Raw genomic sequence first — 23,811 nt, forward strand, 5'->3', positions numbered from 1 at the left:
TTATGGATGACGAGGTCATCTGCGTTGTATTAAATCGTGTCAAAAACACACTTACAAATGAAATTGCAATGCCTTAGGCAGTGCATTTTTTTATTTTCCGTAAACCCATAACCTTAGAAAAATACGATATTATTGCGAAATTATACCCACACATTGATTAACCACTAAATGGTAGAAAAAGAGTCGCCAACCCGGTAAAATGTTTGTACCCCTACACCATTTTACCGGGTTGGCGACTCCATGAAAAAATCTATCACATATCCGATTTATTCGCCTTGTTTGTTCAACTACAGTATCCAATAGTTTAAGTACATTCCTTCAAATGTTAATTAATACACCCCTTTTCAATAATATAGTTTTCATTGGAATTCTTTAAAACTAAATCGAAATTTCGATGATAGGGATGCATAAATAAATCATATTGAATTCTGCGCTCTTCATGGGATTTTCTTAAATAATTTATATCTGTTCCTCTTTCAGTAACATCACGTATACCCCTTCTCATCAGCTCAGTTTCCCCATCTGTATAAAAGTAAATTTTTAAGTCATACAAATTGAGATCTGTAAAGGCAACGGACATGCCTTCTACAATATTTATTTTGTTTTGTGAAGTGATCAACATACTCTTTGTAGAGTTCGTGCCTATAGTATAAAAATCTAAACCATCTCTCACCATATGAATGTCTCTCTCTAAAGCGGCTATATTATGAGCAGCAGGATGACAAGCTGTCATTTTCTCTTGATGTTGCTCATTCTTGTATTCATAGTTGATTAAAGTGTACTTCCTCAGATGTGAGCCGATAATATAGGGGTCCGTATTGATATAATTGACATCGCCATGACCCAGAAGTTTTAAAAGATTATGAGCAAACGTTGTCTTTCCAGATGCACCATGACCCGAAATCCCAATGGTGAATCTTTTATCCGCATTTCTACAGTAAGTGGCTATCTCATGTAAAATCCTGTCCATATTTCCCCCATTTTCTTTATTTATATTAGATATCCCATATATATTCCATAATACTGTTGTGTTATCCTGCCCGTTAGCGTAACGAAGTCCACCACTGCAGCCTGTTCTTTAATGTTGAGTTATCGTACCCGATAGTTGAAGAAAGTAAGTGGCTTTATTAAACTAACACGAATTACGTCATCCCAAATTGGTCCACGACGAACCTCTTGATATCCAATTTTTTTATTAAGTTCGATGACATGTTGATTTTTTTCTTCTGTATGTGTGTAAATTAAATTTACTTTGTGATAATCTGCCTCCTCTTCCAACTTAAGTTTAAGTTGAGTCGCCAATCCTAATCTGCGATAATTTGGATGATTCCATAATGAAAATATTTCCATGAACCGACCATCGCTTTGAAATAATGTACGGTCTAATTCATTGGAAATTGTTTTCCAAGGATAAACGAAATCCCTATTAGCTATGGTATACACGAACCATTTTTTCTGAAAAAAATCCGATTAAGCTTCCTGCAAACCAATAATTCTTCCTGTCGGATTAATCGAAGGACAATCGTCTTGTTCTGACTTCCACTATATTTAAGTTCCGGCAGAGTTATGCCTAAAAATACCTCTAACTAGAAAAACCCGCCCATCCCGGTTGCACCAGGATGAAGCGAGTATAAAAAATGGCAGAAAGTATCGTACGTTTCGATGCAATGGCTTACACATCAGCAGCTTCGTATACGGGCAGCCAAATTGAAGCTACGACCCTAACGTCGTCCTGCGCTTCCACGTCGCCGCGGTTCCGCTCCCGGCAGTACATACCCATTCGTAGTCGGCTCCCGGAACGGCAGTTTTCAACCGGAACACATCGTGCGGCAGCCCAGGCACTGACCGGGATACGGGAGAACTGTCCCCCAGGATGAGCCTTCCGCCGTCATAGCTGACAGAAGTCGCTCCGCTTCCGAGGCTGTGAATATTTTCGCTTTCGGCCATGACGATGTTTTTCGTTGTCAACTTGCAGGAGCTGTTGCCCGTTGCGATCTCCAGCAGTTTCGTATAGTTTTTGCTGATCGTTCCGTCGAGTGTAACGTCGTAGTCGTATCCTCCCGAAGTAACCCCGAAGTAGAAGCAAGTCGACGCTTCCACGTAAGTATTCCGGACGATTGCCCGGCCACCGTATTTCCAGTACAGCCCGTAATTGAACCGGTTGGAAATGCTGCCCCCTTCAACTATGACCCGATTGTTTTTGTCCAGCTGATCCCCCTCGAAATAAAGGGCGTAAACTGTATCGGCCGCCCCGACGGAGCCGTCCACTTTAAAATCACAATCGAGGAAGCGCAGCGTCTGATTCGAGTTTCCAAACTGGAACAGATGGATGCAGGCGATCGAACGGTTCCCTTCTGTGCCTGCCGGTTTGTGGGCATAGAACGTGCAGTTTTGAAACGTCACGTCATACGGGCTGACGATCCGGTCCAAGTAATCGTCGAGCACGCCGATGTGAAAGACCGAGTTCATTATTTTCACCGTCGAATTATCGGCGTACAAGTTGAACGGCGATTTGTTGACGATGATGTTTGAACCGGTAAAAGTCGACCCTTGCAGCACTCCCACATCGAATTCGCCGTCGGGCAAATAAAGATTGTTCATCGTTATGTCCGTTTTCAACGTATTTCCGTAGCCCGGACCGTCGAGCTCGACGTCGATGCCTGTCGCGTGAACCACTCCGTGTGCTTTGAAATTGTTCACATGCACATTGGAATAACCTCCGGTAATGACAACCCCGCCGCGAAAGCAGTCGACAGCGGTGCAATTGGATATTTGCACCGATACGTTAGTGTAGACACTGATTGCGTCGGCAACGCAATCTTTAAAATAGCAATCCTCGATGACGGCCCGCAGCTTGCCGCTGTTGGTGGCATCTCCCATCAGAAAGATGAGATGCGCTTGCTCGAGCTCATAATTCTCGTAAGTCCCTTGATTTTGCAAGTTGCCATCGATCGTCAGTCCCTGAAAAATTAATGGCTTCGAGTCGACCGAACTGTTATACAAGTAACCCGCTACCGTCGTCGTGAACGTCCTCGTCCATTTTGATTGATTGGCCGGCCTTTTAATAGTGGCGCCATACCCTCTGATAATCAAACCTTCCGACACATTCAGTTGTGAGACGATATACGTTCCCCCCGCCGGGAAGAAGACGATGCCTCCTCCCACCGCAAGCGCGGAGTCGATGGCCGACTGGATCGCGGCCGTATCGTCGGTCATCCCGTCTCCCGTCGCTCCGTAATGTACTATGTTATATTCCATTTCAAACCGCTCCTTTCGCAAATTGAATTGATCTTACCGAAACCGCTGACGGACCGAGCCGCTTCCGGCAAAAATGCGGTACGTCCCGGCAGAGATAGTTGCCGCGATCGTTACGGTAACTCCTGCATCCGGAGCTAATAGAGCACCTTTGTCAAAAACGAGATGTGCATTAGCAGGAATCGTCAAATTAGTTCCAATCCGGTATGTTCCCTGTGGCAAATAGACAGTTCCGCCTTCCTCAGACAGACGTGTGGCCAGCAGCCGGGACAGCGCCGGAAAATCGTCCGAACTTCCGTTGCCGCGGGCGCCATATTCTTTGACATTATGCCAATCGACGGCAAAGGGCTCTTTTACGGGCGGTTTCTTTTTCTCTGCGTCTGAGCCGTACACTGCTTCGCTTACCGATTCGTTATTCGCATGAACGGTAGTGGCTTGAATAAGCCCGCCGTAAGCGAGCGCCACACCAGCTGCGCCCATCGAAGCAAGCAGCTCCCGTCTACTGATGATCCGCTTTTTATTTTTTTCCTCCGACATACAGGTTCCTCCTAGTAATGGTTTGGAAGGTTCAGTGCCCGAATTAGGGCTACAGAGTGCTCTTGATCAAGTTATAGACCGCCTGCGCGCGTCGCCGCCGCTTTCGGGAAAAACTTGCCGGCTCGGCGAATTTCTTTTGGATCGCAAGTCACCTCCAATCGATGAATTGTTTATGAAAGCGGTTTATTTCATCTGAACTCCAGTATATCCGGTTCCAATTCGGGTTTCTTTGGATTTTGAGTCACCTTTTTTGTTCTTTCGATCAGAAGGGAAAGCGCTGAAAGCGAAGAATATATACTTAGTAAACGTTAAATCGGAGCAGAAAGGGGACTTCGTTCATTGGAACTGAGAATGTTGAAGTTGCGGGAGAAAGTCGTCGTCGATAAAATCGTAAGCTTTCACTACGAAGAGCTGCCTAAAGATCACGTTGAAGACGTCGGACTGGACTACTCATTTTGGCAATTTCTGTACGTGGACAAAGGGGAGATCGAACTGATCACGGAGCAGAAGGAATTTCATATGCGGCAGGGCAGCATTTTGTTTTTGCCCCCGTATCAGCTTCGCAGAGGAAGAGCGAATCCGAAAATCCCCCCGAATCTGCTGATCGTTTCCTTCGATTGCCACTCCTCTTCCTTGGTACGTCTGAAAAACAAATGCTTTCAGGTCGACGACGGCAAAAGGAATTATTTGACGCAGATGATCAAAGAAGGACGGAACACCTTCGATCCTTCCCCGCTCGAGAAGCAGAAGGAATCGATCGTTAGAAGAAAAAATGCGCTATTCGGCTGCGAACATTTGGTGAAAAACTATATGGAAATTTTGCTCATCAGTATGATCAGAGAAAGCGAGTCACACCTTCCGACTGGTAATCTGACATCAACGCAAAGGGAAAAGCAGGAAAAGGAAATCGCCGCCCGCGTAATGGCGCACATTGATGTGCACCTTCAGGCCAACCTTTCCATAGACAGCATCGTCGGTGCGTTCTACATCAGCAAGACAAAGTTATACAACATTTTCAAGAAGGAAATCGGCTGCGGCGTTACCGAATACATTAAACGGAAGAAGATCGACAAAGCGAAGACGTACATACGCGAGGAGAAATACAATTATACGGAGATCGCCGATTTGATCGGTTATAGCAGCGTCCACTATTTTTCCAAGGATTTCAAAAAGACGACGGGCATGTCTCCTTCGGAATATGCGAAAACAATTGTCGCCCGTTAACTGAACAGGCTGCCTACTGAGGCAGCTTGTTCGTCATATTTAACTAATAATCTTATATCTGTCACAAACCCAATATATTACCATGCTATATTCTCCCACCCCTTCTGGCGTTCTTCCCGAAACCTTTGTACCCACTGCTCAGCAACATCGTCTGCTAGTCGATCCAGAGACGGCTGAGATACATTCACATTGCCCACTGGAATATTTAAGAACTCTAATACTTTCAAGACAGTTCCCTCGTAGTCTAGAATAAAATCCTCGTAGACAATCGTCAGAGGCACGATCCCCTCCTCAGAGAAAAATTGTTCCATAGCAGCTTCACGAATCGAGCATTCTATAAACAAATGATTAATCGCATCGAATTTATATTCATCGGCAATATCATGCTCTTGCGGCTTTTCACCATATTTTCTATGCCACTCCCCAGATACGATTGCGCGCCACCAAGAAACAGCCAGCCGTACTTTGTTTCTACGTGTCATCCAAATATGCTTGTTGCAATGTGGAAAAGCTTTACGCCAAACTTCAGCCTGCGTCGCTGTTTCCGGCATTTCATAAAGCTTTCTAAATGCATGAATCCACTTAGCATCGAGAGGCGTCTTTACCCCGAATACCCCGTTCGAAGTTGAACCTGCTTCCCACATGTATTCGACATCTTCTTTACTAACTGTATCAACGGCTCCCCCATACCCCCCATGCATCCACTCACAAGGATCTCCTGCCACTCCAGTGGAAGCTAGAGCATGGTTTAAAAAGGGTTTAGGCGGTCTTAACTTATTAGCTCTATACAAACAACCGCCGTTGTTTATAGTGTAGACTTTGCATAGAGCTTACTCTCAATCTCGACATCATACATAGCGTGTGGTTCCTCCTCCCTAAATTTAACGTTCAAGTGTCCTGTCTTAATAAATTATTCAACTTTTCAGAAAAACTTTCCCAGCCTCCTGAATATCCGATATTCATTCCCCAACCTACTTGTCTTAAGTCTTTTGATAATTTTTCAAGTAATTTTCTTTCATCTGTACTTAGAGTTTTATTAGGGAAACCAGAGTATTCAGGGAACTTTAACAAATAATTATACAAGTTCCACAAATCTTCTTCTTGTTTTCTTGATAATCTTCCAATATCTTTGCCTATTGTCTTTAGAGAATTTATATCTTCTTGAACGTCTTCAATTTTCTCTAAAACAAGATTTTCTTCTTTCCAATTATGATCGCTTTGATAAGTAATTGAACTTTCTAGTTCCACTAAATCTCTATGAATTTTGAATGCTTGTCTTGAAATAGTATCATCGATTCTATTGTTTGTCATAATCCAATTAGTTATTAAAATAACGTTCAAAAAACAAGAAAATGCAATGATAATTTTGATGTGTTTCATTTTTGTTCTCCTACGTTTTATTCGCGTCAATAGCCTTAATCACATCATTGTATTCATTAGGAACAAATTTCAATTCACTCCGAGCCATGAGGACCTCCTTAATATCTTTTGCTATCATTATATCCAAATCCGAATCTTTTAAATAATGGAATATCCACCTAAGTCAATGGATCTAACCTGTGCGTTAGTGTAATAAGTACACTTACTTATAATGATGCTACTTTTTTTTGATAATTGCATTAGACTGCCCGTTAGTTCAATTCTTTTTGCCTAGGATTTTGTAACACTAAGTTTAGTTCTTCTTCGAGCTTATTAACAAAATCCCTTAATGAAGTAATAGTAACAATAAATCTAAAGCCCCTTTGAACATCGTATATATTTCCATTTGTTCTAGAAGCTTCAAATGTCCAAACAGTGCAACTAATCCAGTCATCTTCGGTTAAGTCAACGAATTCCAACTCATAGTAAAACTCATACGTAGAAATCTCTACTTTTTTGAATTTATTCGTTAACTGCATTTCCCTAATGCTTGATTTCAATTTCGAAAACATCAAATTAATTTCAAACAGATTAAGAGATGGATTTACTTCAGGATAAATTTTATAAGATTCCTCAAATACGTTTACTTCGAAATCTATGGGTATCCAATTATTAATGTCATCCTCGTATTCAGTAATTAATTTACTTCTCTGATGAAATGAAAGGACTAAACTTATTTTTCCTGATGTGTCTACTAACTTTGCCATCTAACACCTCCAAGTCTAAGAAACATTGTTTGACGCACTAATCTAACTTGCATTATTCTTACTAATTCTAATAAAGTGATTTAATTCCTTCTCTACTATCCTGCCCGTTAGTTTAAAAAAATGAAAAAGGAGCTGAGGTAATGCAAGCTCCTCAACTATCGTTCCCCGTTACTGGTGAATTAAAATTAAATGAAATAACCGTTTTCTTTCAATAAATTATTTAATTATTCTATCGGTATTAATATCTCAACTTTTTCTTCATCAACATTATCTTCATAGTAAAAAACTTCAATAGCACTTGAACTACTGCTATTTTTTTGTTTGTATCCCTTTAAGTTAATCCACTCAAATATTTTAGAGTATCCATCACCAATCGTTTTATTTGAACAGCTAATTTTTGCATATTCTGTTTTTGGAAAATTAATACTAAGCATTCCATCTGGAATATGTCCAATATCACTAACTTCAAGACAAGCAAAGTAAGTCGCTACAATGTTATTGCACATATATGGAGAAAATATGATCTCATAATTTTCCGCCCCTTTAATTTCAGCTTTTCTCGATCCAAACTCTGTATGTATTTTTATTGCTGCATCTGGAAATGAATTCGGGAAATTTGCCGTAATACTTTGTCCAATTAGATTATACTCCCTCGTTATTACTTCGCATTCGAAGGTGGCGATTTGACTCATGACAACTCAATCCTCTCACATTGGTTTTATGAAGGAGAAAAACATCATCTAAATTGGATGCTGTGTTCAACTTACACAGATTTAAAGATTAGATACAAGTAAAATAATCCCTCTTTTTCCTTGAAAATAATATCCAAGTAATCTGCGTTAGCATAACGAAGGTTTTCATTCGTTTTGGCAGCCCTTTAAGCTTGGAACTACCGTTCCCGTTAGTTGAGAAAGATTCCTCGATTTATTCATTTGAGGTAACCAGTCTCAGTTGAGTTACTGACCGAATCCAATCGTAAATCCTGCTGGATCCTTGATAGCGAATTCTCTCATGTTATATTCGTTCGTTTTAAGTTCATAAAGGAACATTGCTTCTTTGAATTTGAACAAAGTGAACAAATCATCAATATTTGAAACCATAACAAATGCGTCAAGTACTTTATTTCCAAATGTCGGATTATTCGGTGTTGCAGGTATAGTTTGTCTCTCATGAACGATGAATCCAATCCCATTCCATTCGACAAATCCCATGTCGTAATCGCACCAGAAACCTAGCCGTTTATAATAGTCAAGCACAAGTTTACGATCTGTGACATAAAAAATCGGTGCAATATTACGGAATGTAACCTGACCTTTAACAACATTCTCCATAAATAATAATCAGCCTCCTTAGAATATTAATCTACATTCTAATAATAGAACGTTTGTTCGATATTGTAAATCTTTTATTAATGGCTTTAGCTCATTACTGCTTCATATTTCAATCATCTGTTCGTAATCAATTATTGTCATCTCTCTGATTGTACTCATATAAATCCCCTTTTTTATATAAAATTCATAATCTTATTGTTCGTAAGAAAACATTAAGATTCCTCTTCGGGAATTAGATGATATTGCGCTAATCTGCCCATTAGCCGCAATAAACTCATTGACTTTACTAGCTTTCGAAATATCTCTCTCCCCAGGCCAGCGGCATCTTTGGAATCTCCCATTCGGTCGGGGGCCCCCATCTCTTCCAAGTATCGTAGAATGATGAAGGGCCTTCTTTCATCAATTTAATCGCCCGTTCGCCTTCAGATCGAATGGCACGCGCTAAGTCAACGGAAATATTGCCTGCTTCAACCGCATCGTTAAAATCTGCTTCATCTTTCCAAGACCATTCACACCGATCTGGACTTACCTGAATATCAAGCAAGTAATCCATTGTGTCAAAGCCAATTGGAGTTCGGCGAAGCGGTTCTTGCAGATTGATATACCATCCCCAAAATGTATGATCATCGCCCCACATAGCGTAGACGGCATGAGCTGCTCCCGGCGAAACAAGCATCAGTAGTTTCGATGCCCCCCATGTATGATCACAAAGGTCATTCAAAGGACCTGAGGTTACAACGAGAAGGTTTTTTGCTGACTTGAGAGGATAGCCTGGACCCCAATACAACGCGATCAATTCAGGGGTATCCTGTACTATTGTCGCTGCAGTGACCCTACATATTTTATCTTGCCATACTCGTCGCAACACGACTTGATCTCCTGGACTATAATGGGCTTTGCTCAAAAAAGTCACTCCTATGTGCCCAACATTGCGAGCTGTCAATTTGAAAAGCATGTGCTCCAGTGGCAGCCTTTTTGTTTAACTAGCGTGTCCCGTTAGTTTAAGGGATGAACACTTCACATTAATCCTCAGCTATCATAAACTTTCCCTACAAATGTCCTGGACAGTATTATCACAAAAGAAGGAATTATATAGGTTACATCGAAAGGCGATTTTGATTATTTTCAGAGTTATTCAACACTCTCAATTTTTGAAAGATAAAAGTCTTCCCAATGATCTCTTGTGTTCTGTGAATGTGGATTAGCAGGAATGATAATTTTTTCCGTTGGCAAGTAAAAATAATTCTTTTGGGTATGTTTTTGCAATCCTGAAATTTTCTTTAAGTCCCTTTGAAATATTCGATAAAAAGATTGTATCTGTTTGTTAGGATTCTTTGAAATCATACGCATTTGTATAAGTTCTCGACTTTTATCGGTTTCTCTGCCGCCTTTAACTTCAATAGAATAGGAGCTTGGTGTATCATAAAAATATCCAAATTCTTTGATTTGTGTTATGCATTGTATGGGGTAGCAGGAAAAGAAAAAAGAGTTATATGCAGTATTATTAAAATAACTGGCGAACAAATCGATTTTTTCAATTTCAAAAGATGAATATTGACGTTTACCCTGTGCGTTAACAAATATTTCGGCAAATAGTTTAACTTCATGACTCAGCATTGCATTATGGCTCTCAGTAAGAAAATCCATAACAGGCATTGAAATATTAAAATAGATAGCTATACAATTTTCCTCCTCATCCAAAATATAAATTAATAGTGCGTTATTCAAGTTAAAATTTAACCACACCTAATGAATCTTAAACAGAATAAATCACTTATGCTTCACCTGCTCGCCTCCCCATAGTTACATATAATTCCATAACTAATAGACGCACATAATAACCAGTATGTTGCGGTAACCTGCCCTGCCTGTTAGTTTAGCAACAGGTTACCGCAGCAGCCTCTTGTTTAATGTTGAGCTATCGTATCCCGTTAGTTTAATGATTTTACCTGATTATGTGCTGCCAACTAGGAGGCAGTTTGTAATCTTCAATTTGAGTGTTATTGAAAATTTTTACTCTTCCAAGATTGTCTATTCGAAACTTCAGGATCGGTCTGCTATTGGGATGCCATCGCCGCGGTCAACACGCCTACCGAGTTACGTGGCTTTCCCGGTTCGCTGAGTACGGCAGCCCACTCGATGCAGCGGCGATAACCGAACGCCGCGACGCATTCCTGCAGACGGCACTTGATGGCTTTGCAATCTGACGCCCGAGATGCCCGGTGAACGCCAAGGCCATAGACGTCGGGCTTGGTGTCACGCGTTCTTGGCCTTCGACCGCGATGTTTTAGCGTCCAAACGCCCAAGCAACCATCAGCGGGAACTCGCCTGCCCAAAACGGGTCGCCGTGATTCCCGACCCGTTCCACCATCACGACGTCCGCGCTCGCATCGCGCAGTGCGGACGCCCACCGGGTCGCGTTCTCGAGGAAGAACGGCTCCAGAGTACCGGCAACGAGGTAGGTACGCGGTAGCGGGCTTGGCATCATGGTAGGCGGTCGGTAGCCCCCGCCTGGCGACGAGGAGAAGACCGCACCGAAGATGTCAGGATGCCGAAGCCCCATGGCGAGTGAGAACTCTCCACTCGCCGACACACCGCATACCGCAGTTCGCTCGGCGGGCAGCGCGACACCGAAGCGCGACCTCACCCATCGGCGGACGTCCTCAACGAAGAACCTCTCGTGTGCCGCGAACCGTTCCTGGTCGAACGGCGGTGAGTACTCATGGATGCGCACCATCTCATCCTCATCGGCCGTCCGGTAGACACCGACGATCATCGTGGGCGGCACTTCGGCGGCCTCGAGGTACCCGCCCCACTGCGAGATCAGCTGACCGTCACCGGCGAACACGACTGCCTCGGTCGGATCCGGCGGCACGTACACCGTGACCTGCCGTCCACCGTCGTACTCGAAGGTCTCGGTGACGAGCTCTCCCGCTATTTTTGAAATCACCAAATCTTCTTGTAAATTATCATTCATAATATTGTCCTACCTTTCAGAAATGATATATTTGTTTTACATATTCGTGAATCGAATATACTATCCTGCCCGTTAGCTTAATAAAAACAAGGTGCAACTGCCGCGGCAAACTGCTCCTTGTATCGTTCAACTAACGTTCCCAGATAGCTTAAGCTAATATCAGGACAATCTTAGTATAATTCTCCTTCATCCCCTTGTACTTTTGCATTAAGTTCACTCGCAATTTCCTTCATCTTATCAATCACATCGCCTTCATCGGCTCCTGAGACTGTAAGTTTACCATTGGAATAACGAAAAGGAACCACTGCATCATCAACTTCCCAAATAAAAAAATCACCGCTTATTGAAATTTGGATTGGACCAGATTTTGAAAATGTATTTGAATACTCAAAATCATTTTTAGCCGCAAATATAGTTTTTAACTCATCAAGTAAAATGGGGATTTCCGTACTCTCTGTCCAATGATTTGCTCTCGTAATATGAATATCATAGCTCATAAACTTATTCTCCTATGGATTAAACTTCACTTTAATTATAACTATATAAAGTAAGTTTTCAATTAAGACTACTGTTAAGCAAATCTGCCCGTTAGCTTAATAAAAACAAGGAGCAGCTGCCGCGGCAAACTGCTCCAAACTGCTCCTTGTTTCGTTCAACTATCGTATCCCGTTAGCATAACTGTTAAGTTATGAGGTTCAAAATATCATCCATTTCAATCAATGAAAGATTGTTTTCCATATTATTTCTCGCACGCTTCAAGAACTCCTGAGACCAATCATCGAGTGCATCCATATTTCCGTTTCGATAAAGAGCTGAATAAAGTATAGCTTGTCTCATATCCAGAAATAGTGGTAAGTCTCTTAACAATGTTATATCAATTGCGTTTTCCTTTACGTAACCTTTTAAGAAAGATGTCAGATACCTTTCGACAAAAGTTAGAACATCTCCATCAGGTCTAGGTACTGCAATTCCATAAAATAAGTTAACAGAAATATCTTGCACGAACCAACCGTACTGGCATTCATCGAAGTCAAATACAGTGATGCGTCCATTGGGTTGAACTGTATAATTACCAAAACAAAAATCACCATGAATAAGACCATAACTATTACTATCACGTGATAATTTGTGGACCTTCTGCATCAAAGATTCAAAATGAGTAATTACAAGGTCTTGGGAAGAGGGAATATTAGTGGCGAAATCTCTAAGATAATTATTTTTTTGCCAATCGTATCGTTTAATCTCTCCTGTACTAGGAATGTATTTTTTAGTGAGTGCATGCATGCTTCCAGCAATTGCTCCCAATTTTTCGAACTCTTCTATTTGAGATATTTCATCACTCCAAGGGGCACCAAGAGCTTTTTGGAATGCAACGACAAAAAAACCGTTCATCTCTTCAATTAGCTTACCGTTACTTGATTCAACTGGACATGATACAGGAACATCATTATTCGAAAGATATTGTATCCATTCTAGTTCAGCTTGTATAAGCTCTAGAGACCTGTGAGATTCATGAATTATCCGAATGACGAAATTCCGTGTTTCGTTGTTACTTCCATAGGTGAAATTTTGGTTATTCCCCAATAGAATCAGCTCATCAGGCACAAGCCCATACCTTTTTGCTGCTTCAGCTAGAATCTTATCTGTAAATAAGGATTTAATTGATGGATTCATAGTAAACCTCTATCTTTTGTATTTAAAAATATGGTTTCACTTCTAATTGAATTGACTAGACTATAAAAAGAAAATACACTAACAAGTCTCTTTTGTAAATAAATCCCACACTAATCTGCCCGAGAGCACAACGAGGCTGCCGATTTTATGTCAGCAGCCTCATCTTGTTTCATATTGAGCTATCATTCCGGTTGAATAAATAATTGAGTTTACTACCTTATTAAAAGCTGACAAGCAATCTGCGCGGGTGTCTGCTATTCAGTAGTTAATGCCAATTTTATTGCTTACAATACGGGAACTCTTTTAATAATAATACGATACGAAGCTTTAAAGTTCCAATTGATAAATGCATTCATCAGATCCTTTGCACGGTCTAATTGTGCCGCTCGATAAATGCAGGATAAGGCCTTCCGCTAATCAAGGTCTCGCCGTCCGTAAACCGTTCGGGGCGATCCCGCAGTTTTGCGATCAATTTTCTTCTCCAGCCTGCTACAGCTTCCCTGTATTGTTCGGAATCGATTAAATTCCGGCACTCTTGCGGATCTGTTCTAAGATCGAAAAACTGCTCTTCTCCACTCCGTACAAACCAAATGTATTTTTCGATCCCGTCCGTCAACGTATTGTGAGGTTGGAAGCTTCCGGTTCCCTCTCCATGTTCAATGTGGACGCAGGAACGCCAGGAAATCTCCTCTTCACGCATTAACGGAAGCAAGCTTGATCCTTCGACCGTATTCGGAATCTCTACGCCGGACAAGTCCAATATTGTAGGCATGATATCTTCGAGTGATACGGGCTTGCTAATGACTTGACCTTTACTTATTCCGTAACGGGGCGGAGCCGAAATGAACAGTGGAACGCGGACTGACGGTTCGTAAGGAACGCTTTTGCGAAAGAGGTAGTGATCCCCCAACATTTCGCCATGATCGCTTGTAAAAATGATGATGGTATTATCCGCGCCATCCGCTTCGACGCTTTTAAGCAGACGCGAAAGTTGATCGTCGATATGATTAATCAAGCCGTAATAGGCGGACCTGCATGAAAGCAACTCTTCACCTGACAGACATACTTCGGCCGAATCGGGCCGACTTCCCTTCCCCCCCGCTGCAGGTGCTTTAGCCCATTCACCGATCACTGGATCCGGAACGCCTGTTCTCATATATCGTTCCATATAAAATGCGGGCGGTATTAGTGGGGGATGCGGCGCAAGAAAGGAGACGGTCAAGAAATATGGACACGAAGGATCACGATTTTGTAAAAATCGCTGAGCCTCATTTACTGTCCAGTTCGTATAGTGCAAAGATTCATCATGAGGCCATGGTCTGGCTGTCCTGTCGTTGTGCATGACGCCGCTAGCGTAATAGTGTCCGGAAGGTTCATAGGTGGTGTAAGTTAACCTTTCGTTCAACCATTCGCAGTAATCCGGATAGCTTACAGTATGATCGTAACCGTATCTTTTGTTCTGAGGAAATTGGTGCATATCTCTCCCGACCAAATATGTGTGATAGCCAACATTTTTCAGCGCCGTCGGCAAGGAGATCGATGCATCCCACTCCGCTTGTTGATAATATCCGACAATGCCGTGGGTATCGGGGTATTGTCCCGACAATAACGACCGCCTGGCCGGGATGCAGACAGGACATGTCGAATAACACCTGTCAAAACGCACCCCTTGTGCAGCTATGCTGTCCATATTTGGTGTCAACAGCACGGGATGTCCTTCAACGCTCAAACAATCGCCGCGCTGCTGATCAGTCATGATTAGTAAAATATTCGGTCTCATTATCAATGTATCTCTCCTTTCTTTTCGCTGTTAACCTTGAATCATTCCTTCTCGCTCGCAGCCCCTGCGTTCGTCTGCTGATCCAGCGTCAAGTTGACGACATCGGCCAGTCCCAAGAAAATGTTCAGCGCAGTATCGGATGGAGCATATATCCAAGGTTGCAGCGAGACGCCTTCGCGGTGCAAATTCAATTCGTTCTGCACCATTTCGTATGCATTGCGGAAATGTTCCATGCATTCAGTATTTTCACCTTCCCGAAATAACAGGTCGATGCTTGCTTGGATCCTACAGCGAGCATCCAACAGCTTCCAGCGCCAGCCTTGCCTTGCCCAATCTTCCATTTGTCCACTAATTTCATCGGCTTGCAGTACCAACCGTCCGGCGGTCTCTCCGTTTTCCCCTCCTAGGATGAGGTCCTCTAACCTATAAATAAATCGTTCAGCCTGCCGCGCCGTCCCGGCTCCAAAGTAGTATCTGCAGTACTCTTGCACGATCTGTTCGATTTCCACTTCGCCATACCACATTAATTGCGACCAAATCACTTTGTTCATATCTTCATAGATACCTTCCGAATACGGAAATGCTCCAATGATACTATCGCTTAATTCCGCATATTCGGCAGCGAAACGACGCGGGGCCGGGTTGCCTCCTTTTCCTCCCCAGGGTACACAGTCGAACATGCTGATTTCCGGAAACAGCACGGGAGGATGACGCTTCGGTATGACTCTGTCATTCTGTTTCCATCTTTTCGCTTCGACCGCCCCAGCCAAAATGTATTTGAACCACGACGTCGCCCGCTTATTGAAATGCTCCAGCCACCCCAGTATCCGCCGAAGGAAAATACGCTGCCTTTTCCGCCCGGTCCGTCTGGAGGCGTCAACGAGTCCACTACCGCGCTGCTGTTGACAGCACCGATTTGCTTAATGACACCGTCCGCTTTCGCACCACTGTTCGTAATCATGACTCCCGCTTTGCCGGAGTAGAAAGCTTCCTCCTTCTGCGCGTCATCGTTCAGGTAATATTCCTTCTGAATATATCCGGCTTTATACTGCTCCTGCATCCAACCCAGGAATTGCTTGTAGGCTTCAGTCGCATACCCTGGCTCAAAGACGCCATTCGCATTTTTGTTCCATTCCGGTTTCACACCAAAGCCAGCAAAGATGATGTTAAACCAATCCCTGATTTTGGAGCCAGTCAATCCCACAGTATCCTTTTTATTATTGCCGTCAGGATCGCCTTCCGTAAACGCTTTCAACATTGCCGTAAATTCCTCGATATTGGTAGGCTCTTTCAGGTTCAACTTGTCCAGCCAATCCTTGAGAAACTCGCACAAAATTTGAATCAACAAGAGTCTAAGCAGACTGTTGTTCAACGTATTCCATGCTACCGTTCGGAAATACGGATCTGTAAACAGCTTGTCGAAATGCTTGGTTCCAACTGCCCCCCTTTCTTTTTGTAGACTATTGTCTATAGAAAGAGTATAAGGAATGCTTGCTCGGATAAATAGACAGCAGTTATTATATTTTGTGTCTTTTTTTTTGGTTATTGCGAAAACGGGATAAATAGGAGCGTCGCCCTTATTTACCCCACTGTTTAAAATTCTTGTGCGTAATGCCCACTAACTTCTTGAATATTTTACAATAATGTCTGTAATCGTTATTGCTGAGGAACGCGTACAAGCAGGAATGAAACAATCCAGCATAGCTGAACGGCAGAAGCCGACAACCTATAAACTATTGACCGCTGAGCTTAAAGGACACCAGGGTATCGATACCTTCTAATTCTTTTAGGCTTTCAAGCGCTTCGGAAGCAAAGTGTTACAGTCATATTTGTTTCCTACGTTTTCCAATGTCCGGTTATAATTATACCCCAGGATCCACGTAGTGGCTTAGACTTGAAAATCAATTATTTGGGATTGATAGTTGACTAATAAGCTGTAATAAACATCCGTGGAAAGTCAGAATCTTAAGCAGTTAAAAAAAGCTAAACAACCTCAGCCCGGTAGAATACCGAACGGAGGTTGTGGCTTTAAGGGCTTTAATAGATGTCTACTTGACGAAGGAACTTCATTACGTGTAGCCTCTTGTCATGGTCATTGAGCTCCTAATCCTAGGATGGATCCTCATCCATACCGACGGCTGAATCAAAGACATTGTCCTGCACTATCGCCTGAAGTTCATTATTTGTTTTTTACAAAGTAAAAAGAGTCTATATGTATAGCGAAAATGAATCAATTTTACCAAACAATGGACATGCTACAATTGAACAAACATAACCATATGATAAACTAGGGAGACTATTATGAATGCAATCAATCAAGTGCGTTTATTTGTTGCTGTGCCGGTCCTGTCAGGGATTAAGCATGCGGTCGCCGGCTGGATCGATGAAATCAAATCGCATCTGCCTTTTCGCAAGTGGGTCCATCATGAGGATTTGCATATTACGTTACAATTTCTCGGAGATACACCATCAGAGCGTGTCCCTCACATTACTCAAGCACTCGAGGAAATATCGGCAGTATCTACTCCTCTCTCGCTGCGTGTGGAATCCCTCGGCTTTTTCGGCCGACCGACCCAGCCTGCTGTGCTGTGGGCCGGAGTAGGCGGCGACGTAGAAGGGCTTCACAGCTTACAGCAGCGAGTAGTCAGCGCACTTATGCCCCTCGGCTTTATGCCTGAAGAACGCACCTTTCACCCGCATCTGACGCTTGCACGCAATTACACGAGTACGGCTCCATTTGATCTTAATAAGCTGAGTGATTTTCCGATACCTCCGTCTCTCCAAGGAGATCTTCTCGAGTGGAAATCCAAAGAAGTAACACTTTATCGGAGCCATTTGAACAAGCTACCGATGTATGAAGCAATTTCGGTGATTTCAGGTTAGACGAAACCTAAAGAAATCATAGTTCACTGGCAGATTTGGCTCCTTGACTACGCAGCCATTGAATCAGATCAGTAGCGGAACTACGCTGCGCTGCGTCCAGCGGGGTCAATCCATCCCAAACCGAAATCCAGTTCAGTTCAGGACCCCGGTCGAGAAGGTACTCTGCAGAGCATCGCTGTCCGCCGTGGCAAGCACACCAGAAGGCGACGGTAATATTGTCAGGAGGTGAAGAGTGACTTGATCCCCAAGGATATCGCTCCGAAAGTGTGGCACCGGCAAAGTAGGCCTTAATTGCATCCATTTGTCCTAGCGCAGCCGCATGCCAGAGTGTAATCTGAGCTCCACGTTCAACTAGCCTATGCGCTGCTTGCCACTGTGCGAATGCTACTGCATCGTCTAGTGGTGTGCCACCTGCGATCACTGCACCTGACGCTTCGATGTCGGCGCCAGTATCAAGAAGCGCATCAAGCACTTCAATGTCATCGCAGCTCGAAGCCCAATGAAGCGGTGTCTCGGAGTGTGATCCAGTAAACCGAGCGATCACCTCCGCACCGAACTCGACTAACGTATGCACAGTAGTAGCACCATTAGGAAAGTGTCCGGGCCAGTCGGTCACCACATGCAACAGCGTTCTAGACATTCCGTTGTCTCTTTGGATAATTCTTACCGTAGCCAAGCCCGGATTCTCTTTAAGAATTTGTTTCAACGATGGGACATCGCCAGTGCGGATCGCCTTAACAATAGTTACTGCCAGTGTTTCATCTTCGTAAATAAAGTCCATGTCCAAATCTCCTCTCTCATATACAACCAATTCCATGCCTGTCCTCTCTCATGAAACATTCAAACCATATATAGTTTACAAACTACACTGTGTTCTATACCAAATAAAAATGAAAGATCACCTTTACTCATTTAACATTTGAGGAAGCCATTTCCTTCTGTTTAATCACTTCAAGTGCTGCTAAAATGATTAGTTTGAACCCCGAGGCAATAACAATAGAATTCCGAGTACGATGATAATAATAAATAAGTAACGCTCGAAGTTTCCAGCATGAATTCGCTTATTCAAAAAAACACCGAGTGCGGTAGCTAAGAGAATAGCCGGCAAAGAATAAGCATAATAAATTAATGCGTCAAATGTCCATAACCCGCCGAGTGCATGTCCTGTAACGACAAGAACACCAGATATAAGAAAATGAGCTTGCAATGTTCCTCGAAAACGATCCGGGTTCCATCGCTGTAAGGTGCCATAGACAACAATCGGCACACCATTAAAGTTATAAGCACTGCCAAGCACCCCGGAGGCAAACCCGAACGGAAATACCCATCCGCGATTGTTGAGTAGTGGACGTTCGATTGCCCGAGAGAGAATCTTTTTGACCAAAGAGTAACCTCCAAAAGCAATCAGAAAAATACCAAGTCCAAACGTAATCACGATTGCAGAAGCAGTATGAAGCAAAACAAGTCCGAAGGGGATTCCGATTACGGTGGAAACTGCTAAGCGGATCAGGACAGCGCGTTCAACGTGACGCCATCCGCTGAAAACGGTTAGTAAAGCAACGGTTAGCCCCGCCAAACCAATTAGAGAAACTGAAGTTTGTAGAGTGATCGGAAGTAGTGCAAGTAAAGGCATGCTCACCATAGCTTCCCCGAAGCCAAACATTGATTTCATCAAAGCACCAACAAAAACAGCAACAACGACCATTATGATAAGCGTGATACTCATTACCCTCTCCTTTTAAATCTTGTTCAAATAATAACACATAATAAACTACTATAAAACATGTGTTTTAACGCGCTTGAAACCATCTTAATTCAATTATATTCACCACTATTAGGTGGTGCACGCATTTTATATTAACGAGCATTAAAATTGGATTTAAGGAACCTGAGACGGTCTGTGTTCAGTCATTTTTCGATCATTTTGTCGTCAGCGGTCATATATGTATCATTAACACGGCTAATCTTATCTCAATATCTGCCCATTACTTTAACAAATAAAAAAGGAGCCGCCGTTTGGCAAGCTCCTCCGCAATTGTACCCGTCAGTTGAATTACATTTTTTATTACAAGGACTGAATCAATCAGGTTTAATCTTTCTCAGTTTGATTGAAGACAGGACATCATCGTTCAATGCTGGAGACAAATCACAGTTAGAACCTAGCCAAAAGTCGCCATAGCGCTCCATGACCAGCACGTCCCCACATCGGTAAAATGTATGAGTAGGTCCCTCTTCTTTGGGGCTTATATAGTAACCATTTAGCCACACATCTTCAATCGGCTTATCAAACAACTTCTGCATATTATCTAATTTATCTTCTATCATATAAAGATGTTTGCAGCCCAGAACAACCTCCTGTAAACAAAAACTTTTTAGAAAATGATATAAAGAGTCATTTACGATGATAGATCCCTCTGCATTGTCATCCCAAAGCAAGTGCTCGTCGCAGTAGACAGGAGAATCGTTGTTGCCTGCCTCCACTTGGCAAGTCCAGTTTGCTTGATTTTCCTCAAGAAACGTAACCTTATCCTGATCCTTCTTGAGTCGCTCCACCGAATAAAGACAATCCTGTTGTTGAAATATCTCTGGAGAATTCTCGAGGTGATTGTCCGAACCATCTTTCCAGCGTCCTGCAAACGTATATAATTCATGCAATGCCTTTGGCAGATATGCTGGAATCTCGTCCACTGGCACACCATAGGAGCTATCATACCTTCCGTACCAGTTGATTAGAAAATCCTTTAGATCGTCCAGTTGATTTGTATCTTTCAGAAGCAATGTAATTCCTCCTGTTTAACTTTTCATTTCTCACTTACGTTCACTATGCCGACTTACAACTTATCAAATTCTACTCCGTATTTATTGAAGATAGCCTTGTATTTATTTTCGAATATGGTCCAACGATTTTCTGTTCCGTACTTTTCCTGCAAAGCCTCCCAATAATGTTTAGCCGCGGTTACATCCTTGGATTGTAATAATAAATGAAAGCTCTCTTCGCCCAGATGTAAAAATGGACCTGAGGTGTAATAATCAACAATGGATCTGGCACTGGTCATAGTATCATAGAAATGAATAACCTCTTCTAATGCGCTTATCATCGTTTTTCTTAAATCATCCATATTCGTATCAGGAGTGATTGAAAATCGATCTGGAACAGACTTGGCAATTTCCCCGATTCTTGCTCTGAAGTGACACTCCACTTCTTGGGGTGCTGTCAGAATCTCTTTCGATTGTATTTGAGCCAACTCCGCAGCATAAATACCGCAATTCACATAAAACATTACATTGTCTGCTGAATTGCCAGAGGATTTCTGGAAATTGAACATGTAGATGAGGTTTTCTGTTATCTTATTGAAATTCAAACTCTTCTTAGTGAAGCCGTGCCTGGATAGGAACGGTTTTACGTCCTGCTTAATCATATCGTTAAAAAGCTGCTGCAACATGATCCCTCCTAGAAGATATTTTCATTATTGCTACTTCTAAATATATACTAGCTCGCATTCCCTAATTTGTCCAAGTCGTTGAGCTTACTCTAACCATTTGTCTATTTCGTTTTTCATTTGATTTAGATAATCCTCATCCAAGTTAAAATACCAAATCCCATCTGCTCTTTTCCCACCAGTACCTTCAAGCGTGTAATTTGTAATAAAGTCTTCGTCATGTTCTAAAAAAATCTTAGCATTATCGATAATTTCACTCGAAGTCATATTTGTTCTAAGAGTCTCTCCTAAGGAATCCAGGATGGATGGTATTTTGGTTACATTCCCTAGTTCAATCATTCTTGAAATGGAAGCTTTAATAAAATCGACTTGCCTATGTGTCCTATTTATATCTCCACCAGCATCTTCACGATAACGAACATAGTTTAATGAATCCTTCCCGTTATATAGTTCTTGTCCGCCTTTAATTACGAATTTCTCATGGTCTATATCATCATTTACTAAATCTTCAGTTATTGGAAGGCGAAGACCTCCCAAAGCATCTACAGTCTCTTCTACCCCTTTAAAATTAATTGTGGCATAATAATCGACTCTATGATCAAACAGATCCTCAATAGTTGAAACAGAGGCACTTGCTCCGCCAAAAGCATAAGCATGAGTAGCTTTGTCATGTGTTTTATTTTGTTTACTAGCCCCTAGAATTTTTACGTATGAATCTCGTGGTACTGATATCATTAATATTTTCTTTTCCTTTGGTCTTACAACTGAATAAATTATCGTATCAGACCTGCCATTTTCTTTATTTCTTTGGTCAATTCCTAACAATAAAACTGTAAAAGGTTCGGAGTTATTAATAACTGTATTTACCTTAGTCCCTAGAGGCTCATAAGTCTTGTCTAGTTTTCTTTCTATTTTTGGAGCAACGATGTTATCAAATAGAAATAGCCCAATTTCTGTTCTCATCAAGTATCCTGCTATAAATAAAACAATGAACGTAAATAGAACTAAATATCTAATTTGCTTTTTATTAAATAACCTTTTCCTTTGTTTGCTGCGTTCTAAACGATTAGTCATTAAACAAATCCTCCATTGTTAAATGATGTACATTTAGTTTAGACGTAAGGCTTTGGATAATCGTTCACATTTATCTTTTAATGGGCATTTATCTAATGAACGAAAATTCCATTTCGCACATGAAAAAAAGAGGCATCTCCGCCAACTCTTTTAACGGGGAGCCTCTTTTTCAGTTGTTGTTGAGTCGTCAATTCTTTGCTGAAGGCTCTCCGCCGCTGTCTGCCATAGGGGGACAGATGTCGAATAATTCCACTAAGCTTGTGATTGTATACGTACTTTGAATTTCTGCAGAATATTTTTGTGAGTTTCTGTTAATCCAGCAAGTATCAATTCCTGATAAAAGGCCACCTTTGATGTCGGTATTTAATGAATCCCCGATAATAAGTGCATTATCTATATTAAAATCTTTAATTTGACTCATCACATAATTGAAAAATTCTTTTGATGGCTTTTGAAATCCAATGCTTTGAGAATCAAAAATATTTTCAAAAAAAACATACAAGCCTGACTGCTTCAATCGCTTTATCTGAGTTTGGGTTATACCATTAGTGATAACAAACAGCCTATTGGATACAGATAAGCGCTGACACACTTCTAAAGCTCCATCCATAAGCAGCTGACTTCCATTGTTCAAAAGCTCTCTATATAGATTTTCCCATTCAATACCATCCACAACTTTTTCAAGTCTTAACATAGTTTCTGAAAATCTTGAGTTTAGCACAACATCTAATACAATATTACCATTTTCATAGTCAGCCCATAGTTGTTTGTTGATGGAGTTATATACTTGAAACAACTCATTCGAAAAAGTATATCCGTGATGCTGAAACAATTTGTTTAACGATTCAGTTTCATTAGCGCCAAAATCTAATAATGTATCATCTAAATCAAATAGAAGTATGTTATAACTCATTGTTCCTCCCGGGGATATTGCAAGTCTTAGACTAAAGTCAATCCCCGCACATAATCGATGTACGGGGATTGAGCCTGCCCAAATGACATCATTATGGCCAATCGGCAGTTCACTCCTTTTCAGGGAACATCCCCGTGGAGATGGCGATTCGATTCCATGCATTAATTGTATTGATGGCCATAATAATTGTCACATATTCTTCCTCATCCACATGTGCCCGAACTTTTTCATACAAATCCTGCGGCACGCCTTGCTCGGAGATACGGGTTACAGCTTCCGTGAGCTCAAGCACCACTCTTTCTTTGTCAGAATAAAAGGGTGCTTCACGCCACGCGCTAAGTAAATAAAGCCGCTGCTCTGTCTCGCCCATTTTCCGCGAATCTCGTGTATGCATGTCCAGACAATAAGCACATCCGTTAATTTGTGATGCTCTGATTTTAATCAGTTCATACAGTTTTGCATCCAACCCACTTGTCTTAATAAATCCTTCCAGCTTCATCATCGCTTGCATAGCACCTGGATTTGCACTGGCATGAATTAATCTTACCTTCATAGTGATCTCCTCCGTGAACAATATTTTTTATCTTGCCTCTATAG

At 41.9% G+C, this 23,811-nt stretch carries 27 protein-coding genes; 3 read left to right on the top strand and 24 right to left on the bottom strand.

Annotated elements, in window-relative coordinates; genetic code table 11:
- Positions 1–325: 325 nt before the first annotated feature.
- The 4 genes from J2Z66_RS05615 to J2Z66_RS05630 all read right to left on the bottom strand — a co-directional run bounded on the left by J2Z66_RS05615 (position 326) and on the right by J2Z66_RS05630 (position 3,792).
- Positions 326–970: a uridine kinase family protein gene (locus J2Z66_RS05615; protein WP_209970398.1), complete on the bottom strand. Its 645-nt coding sequence runs from the start codon at positions 968–970 to the stop codon at positions 326–328.
- Between the two features lie 119 nt (positions 971–1,089).
- The gene (locus J2Z66_RS05620; RefSeq protein ID WP_209970399.1) at positions 1,090–1,443 is read right to left on the bottom strand and encodes a GNAT family N-acetyltransferase; all 354 of its coding nucleotides are present in this window, start codon (positions 1,441–1,443) and stop codon (positions 1,090–1,092) included.
- 270 nt (positions 1,444–1,713) lie between these two features.
- Positions 1,714–3,279, bottom strand: a complete 1,566-nt coding sequence (locus J2Z66_RS05625) for a glycosyl hydrolase family 28-related protein (RefSeq protein WP_209970400.1) — start codon at positions 3,277–3,279, stop codon at positions 1,714–1,716.
- 12 nt (positions 3,280–3,291) lie between these two features.
- On the bottom strand, positions 3,292–3,792 hold the full coding sequence (locus J2Z66_RS05630; RefSeq protein WP_209970401.1) for a glycosyl hydrolase family 28-related protein: 501 nt from the start codon (positions 3,790–3,792) through the stop codon (positions 3,292–3,294).
- A 339-nt stretch (positions 3,793–4,131) separates the two neighbouring features.
- On the opposite strand from J2Z66_RS05630, the gene J2Z66_RS05635 reads away from it, so the two are divergent.
- Positions 4,132–5,016, top strand: coding sequence for a helix-turn-helix domain-containing protein (locus J2Z66_RS05635; RefSeq protein ID WP_209970402.1), 885 nt, complete (start codon positions 4,132–4,134; stop codon positions 5,014–5,016).
- A 77-nt stretch (positions 5,017–5,093) separates the two neighbouring features.
- Here J2Z66_RS05635 and J2Z66_RS05640 read toward each other — a convergent pair whose 3' ends face one another.
- The 13 genes from J2Z66_RS05640 to J2Z66_RS05700 all read right to left on the bottom strand — a co-directional run bounded on the left by J2Z66_RS05640 (position 5,094) and on the right by J2Z66_RS05700 (position 16,276).
- Entirely contained in the window at positions 5,094–5,717 is a 624-nt protein-coding gene (locus J2Z66_RS05640; RefSeq protein WP_209970403.1) for a Stf0 family sulfotransferase, read from the bottom strand.
- Between the two features lie 187 nt (positions 5,718–5,904).
- On the bottom strand, positions 5,905–6,396 hold the full coding sequence (locus J2Z66_RS05645; RefSeq protein WP_209970404.1) for a hypothetical protein: 492 nt from the start codon (positions 6,394–6,396) through the stop codon (positions 5,905–5,907).
- Between the two features lie 251 nt (positions 6,397–6,647).
- Entirely contained in the window at positions 6,648–7,142 is a 495-nt protein-coding gene (locus J2Z66_RS05650) for a WapI family immunity protein (RefSeq protein WP_209970405.1), read from the bottom strand.
- A gap of 224 nt (positions 7,143–7,366) precedes the next feature.
- Positions 7,367–7,834 carry a GyrI-like domain-containing protein gene (locus J2Z66_RS05655; RefSeq protein WP_209970406.1) on the bottom strand — a complete coding sequence of 156 codons (468 nt, stop codon included), beginning with the start codon at positions 7,832–7,834 and terminating at the stop codon, positions 7,367–7,369.
- A gap of 264 nt (positions 7,835–8,098) precedes the next feature.
- Positions 8,099–8,473, bottom strand: a complete 375-nt coding sequence (locus J2Z66_RS05660) for a VOC family protein (RefSeq protein WP_209970407.1) — start codon at positions 8,471–8,473, stop codon at positions 8,099–8,101.
- A gap of 286 nt (positions 8,474–8,759) precedes the next feature.
- A complete protein-coding gene (locus J2Z66_RS05665; RefSeq protein WP_209970408.1) occupies positions 8,760–9,341 on the bottom strand; it encodes a ribonuclease FAU-1 family protein in 582 nt (193 codons plus the stop codon).
- A gap of 263 nt (positions 9,342–9,604) precedes the next feature.
- Positions 9,605–10,201 (bottom strand): hypothetical protein, encoded by a 597-nt coding sequence (locus tag J2Z66_RS05670; RefSeq protein ID WP_209970409.1) that lies wholly within the window; start codon positions 10,199–10,201, stop codon positions 9,605–9,607.
- A gap of 559 nt (positions 10,202–10,760) precedes the next feature.
- Positions 10,761–11,450: an alpha/beta hydrolase gene (locus J2Z66_RS05675; RefSeq protein WP_209970410.1), complete on the bottom strand. Its 690-nt coding sequence runs from the start codon at positions 11,448–11,450 to the stop codon at positions 10,761–10,763.
- 170 nt (positions 11,451–11,620) lie between these two features.
- Positions 11,621–11,947: a hypothetical protein gene (locus tag J2Z66_RS05680; protein ID WP_209970411.1), complete on the bottom strand. Its 327-nt coding sequence runs from the start codon at positions 11,945–11,947 to the stop codon at positions 11,621–11,623.
- 184 nt (positions 11,948–12,131) lie between these two features.
- Positions 12,132–13,124, bottom strand: a complete 993-nt coding sequence (locus J2Z66_RS05685; RefSeq protein ID WP_209970412.1) for a phosphotransferase enzyme family protein — start codon at positions 13,122–13,124, stop codon at positions 12,132–12,134.
- Positions 13,125–13,497: 373 nt separating this feature from the next.
- The gene (locus J2Z66_RS05690) at positions 13,498–14,904 is read right to left on the bottom strand and encodes an arylsulfatase (RefSeq protein WP_209970413.1); all 1,407 of its coding nucleotides are present in this window, start codon (positions 14,902–14,904) and stop codon (positions 13,498–13,500) included.
- Positions 14,905–14,945: 41 nt separating this feature from the next.
- Positions 14,946–15,455 carry a hypothetical protein gene (locus J2Z66_RS05695; protein WP_209970414.1) on the bottom strand — a complete coding sequence of 170 codons (510 nt, stop codon included), beginning with the start codon at positions 15,453–15,455 and terminating at the stop codon, positions 14,946–14,948.
- A gap of 50 nt (positions 15,456–15,505) precedes the next feature.
- Positions 15,506–16,276, bottom strand: a complete 771-nt coding sequence (locus tag J2Z66_RS05700) for a type 2 periplasmic-binding domain-containing protein (protein WP_209970415.1) — start codon at positions 16,274–16,276, stop codon at positions 15,506–15,508.
- Between the two features lie 271 nt (positions 16,277–16,547).
- Between J2Z66_RS05700 and J2Z66_RS05705 the strand changes: the two genes are divergently transcribed.
- Together J2Z66_RS05705 and thpR are read left to right on the top strand one after the other, a co-directional pair.
- Entirely contained in the window at positions 16,548–16,685 is a 138-nt protein-coding gene (locus tag J2Z66_RS05705) for a hypothetical protein (protein ID WP_209970416.1), read from the top strand.
- Between the two features lie 520 nt (positions 16,686–17,205).
- Positions 17,206–17,787 (top strand): RNA 2',3'-cyclic phosphodiesterase, encoded by a 582-nt coding sequence (thpR, locus tag J2Z66_RS05710; RefSeq protein WP_209970417.1) that lies wholly within the window; start codon positions 17,206–17,208, stop codon positions 17,785–17,787.
- Between the two features lie 16 nt (positions 17,788–17,803).
- On the opposite strand, the gene J2Z66_RS05715 is transcribed toward thpR, so the two are convergent.
- The 7 genes from J2Z66_RS05715 to J2Z66_RS05745 form a co-directional block, all read right to left on the bottom strand.
- A complete protein-coding gene (locus J2Z66_RS05715) occupies positions 17,804–18,604 on the bottom strand; it encodes an ankyrin repeat domain-containing protein (protein ID WP_245375310.1) in 801 nt (266 codons plus the stop codon).
- 153 nt (positions 18,605–18,757) lie between these two features.
- A complete protein-coding gene (locus J2Z66_RS05720; protein ID WP_209970418.1) occupies positions 18,758–19,513 on the bottom strand; it encodes a sulfite exporter TauE/SafE family protein in 756 nt (251 codons plus the stop codon).
- Positions 19,514–19,866: 353 nt separating this feature from the next.
- Entirely contained in the window at positions 19,867–20,565 is a 699-nt protein-coding gene (locus J2Z66_RS05725; protein ID WP_209970419.1) for a hypothetical protein, read from the bottom strand.
- Positions 20,566–20,618: 53 nt separating this feature from the next.
- The gene (locus J2Z66_RS05730; RefSeq protein ID WP_209970420.1) at positions 20,619–21,230 is read right to left on the bottom strand and encodes a DUF4304 domain-containing protein; all 612 of its coding nucleotides are present in this window, start codon (positions 21,228–21,230) and stop codon (positions 20,619–20,621) included.
- Between the two features lie 84 nt (positions 21,231–21,314).
- Positions 21,315–22,301, bottom strand: a complete 987-nt coding sequence (locus tag J2Z66_RS05735; protein ID WP_209970421.1) for an LCP family protein — start codon at positions 22,299–22,301, stop codon at positions 21,315–21,317.
- Between the two features lie 187 nt (positions 22,302–22,488).
- Positions 22,489–23,214 carry a YjjG family noncanonical pyrimidine nucleotidase gene (locus J2Z66_RS05740; RefSeq protein WP_209970422.1) on the bottom strand — a complete coding sequence of 242 codons (726 nt, stop codon included), beginning with the start codon at positions 23,212–23,214 and terminating at the stop codon, positions 22,489–22,491.
- Positions 23,215–23,323: 109 nt separating this feature from the next.
- Positions 23,324–23,767, bottom strand: a complete 444-nt coding sequence (locus tag J2Z66_RS05745; protein ID WP_209970423.1) for a carboxymuconolactone decarboxylase family protein — start codon at positions 23,765–23,767, stop codon at positions 23,324–23,326.
- Positions 23,768–23,811 lie beyond the last annotated feature (44 nt).

It is taken from the genome of Paenibacillus eucommiae, assembly GCF_017874215.1.
GTDB classification, from domain to species: domain Bacteria; phylum Bacillota; class Bacilli; order Paenibacillales; family NBRC-103111; genus Paenibacillus_AI; species Paenibacillus_AI eucommiae.

What these genes read in the sequence shown, in the direction of transcription:
- J2Z66_RS05615 (WP_209970398.1), bottom strand. Translation starts at nt 970, where the DNA reads ATGGACAGGATTTTACATGAGATAGCCACTTACTGTAGAAATGCGGAT.
- J2Z66_RS05630 (WP_209970401.1), bottom strand. Translation starts at nt 3,792, where the DNA reads ATGTCGGAGGAAAAAAATAAAAAGCGGATCATCAGTAGACGGGAGCTG.
- J2Z66_RS05640 (WP_209970403.1), bottom strand. Translation starts at nt 5,717, where the DNA reads ATGCATGGGGGGTATGGGGGAGCCGTTGATACAGTTAGTAAAGAAGAT.
- J2Z66_RS05645 (WP_209970404.1), bottom strand. Translation starts at nt 6,396, where the DNA reads ATGAAACACATCAAAATTATCATTGCATTTTCTTGTTTTTTGAACGTT.
- J2Z66_RS05650 (WP_209970405.1), bottom strand. Translation starts at nt 7,142, where the DNA reads ATGGCAAAGTTAGTAGACACATCAGGAAAAATAAGTTTAGTCCTTTCA.
- J2Z66_RS05655 (WP_209970406.1), bottom strand. Translation starts at nt 7,834, where the DNA reads ATGAGTCAAATCGCCACCTTCGAATGCGAAGTAATAACGAGGGAGTAT.
- J2Z66_RS05660 (WP_209970407.1), bottom strand. Translation starts at nt 8,473, where the DNA reads ATGGAGAATGTTGTTAAAGGTCAGGTTACATTCCGTAATATTGCACCG.
- J2Z66_RS05675 (WP_209970410.1), bottom strand. Translation starts at nt 11,450, where the DNA reads ATGAATGATAATTTACAAGAAGATTTGGTGATTTCAAAAATAGCGGGA.
- J2Z66_RS05680 (WP_209970411.1), bottom strand. Translation starts at nt 11,947, where the DNA reads ATGAGCTATGATATTCATATTACGAGAGCAAATCATTGGACAGAGAGT.
- J2Z66_RS05685 (WP_209970412.1), bottom strand. Translation starts at nt 13,124, where the DNA reads ATGAATCCATCAATTAAATCCTTATTTACAGATAAGATTCTAGCTGAA.
- J2Z66_RS05690 (WP_209970413.1), bottom strand. Translation starts at nt 14,904, where the DNA reads ATGAGACCGAATATTTTACTAATCATGACTGATCAGCAGCGCGGCGAT.
- J2Z66_RS05695 (WP_209970414.1), bottom strand. Translation starts at nt 15,455, where the DNA reads ATGAACAAAGTGATTTGGTCGCAATTAATGTGGTATGGCGAAGTGGAA.
- J2Z66_RS05705 (WP_209970416.1), top strand. Translation starts at nt 16,548, where the DNA reads ATGTCTGTAATCGTTATTGCTGAGGAACGCGTACAAGCAGGAATGAAA.
- thpR (WP_209970417.1), top strand. Translation starts at nt 17,206, where the DNA reads ATGAATGCAATCAATCAAGTGCGTTTATTTGTTGCTGTGCCGGTCCTG.
- J2Z66_RS05715 (WP_245375310.1), bottom strand. Translation starts at nt 18,604, where the DNA reads ATGGAATTGGTTGTATATGAGAGAGGAGATTTGGACATGGACTTTATT.
- J2Z66_RS05720 (WP_209970418.1), bottom strand. Translation starts at nt 19,513, where the DNA reads ATGAGTATCACGCTTATCATAATGGTCGTTGTTGCTGTTTTTGTTGGT.
- J2Z66_RS05730 (WP_209970420.1), bottom strand. Translation starts at nt 21,230, where the DNA reads ATGTTGCAGCAGCTTTTTAACGATATGATTAAGCAGGACGTAAAACCG.
- J2Z66_RS05735 (WP_209970421.1), bottom strand. Translation starts at nt 22,301, where the DNA reads ATGACTAATCGTTTAGAACGCAGCAAACAAAGGAAAAGGTTATTTAAT.
- J2Z66_RS05740 (WP_209970422.1), bottom strand. Translation starts at nt 23,214, where the DNA reads ATGAGTTATAACATACTTCTATTTGATTTAGATGATACATTATTAGAT.
- J2Z66_RS05745 (WP_209970423.1), bottom strand. Translation starts at nt 23,767, where the DNA reads ATGAAGGTAAGATTAATTCATGCCAGTGCAAATCCAGGTGCTATGCAA.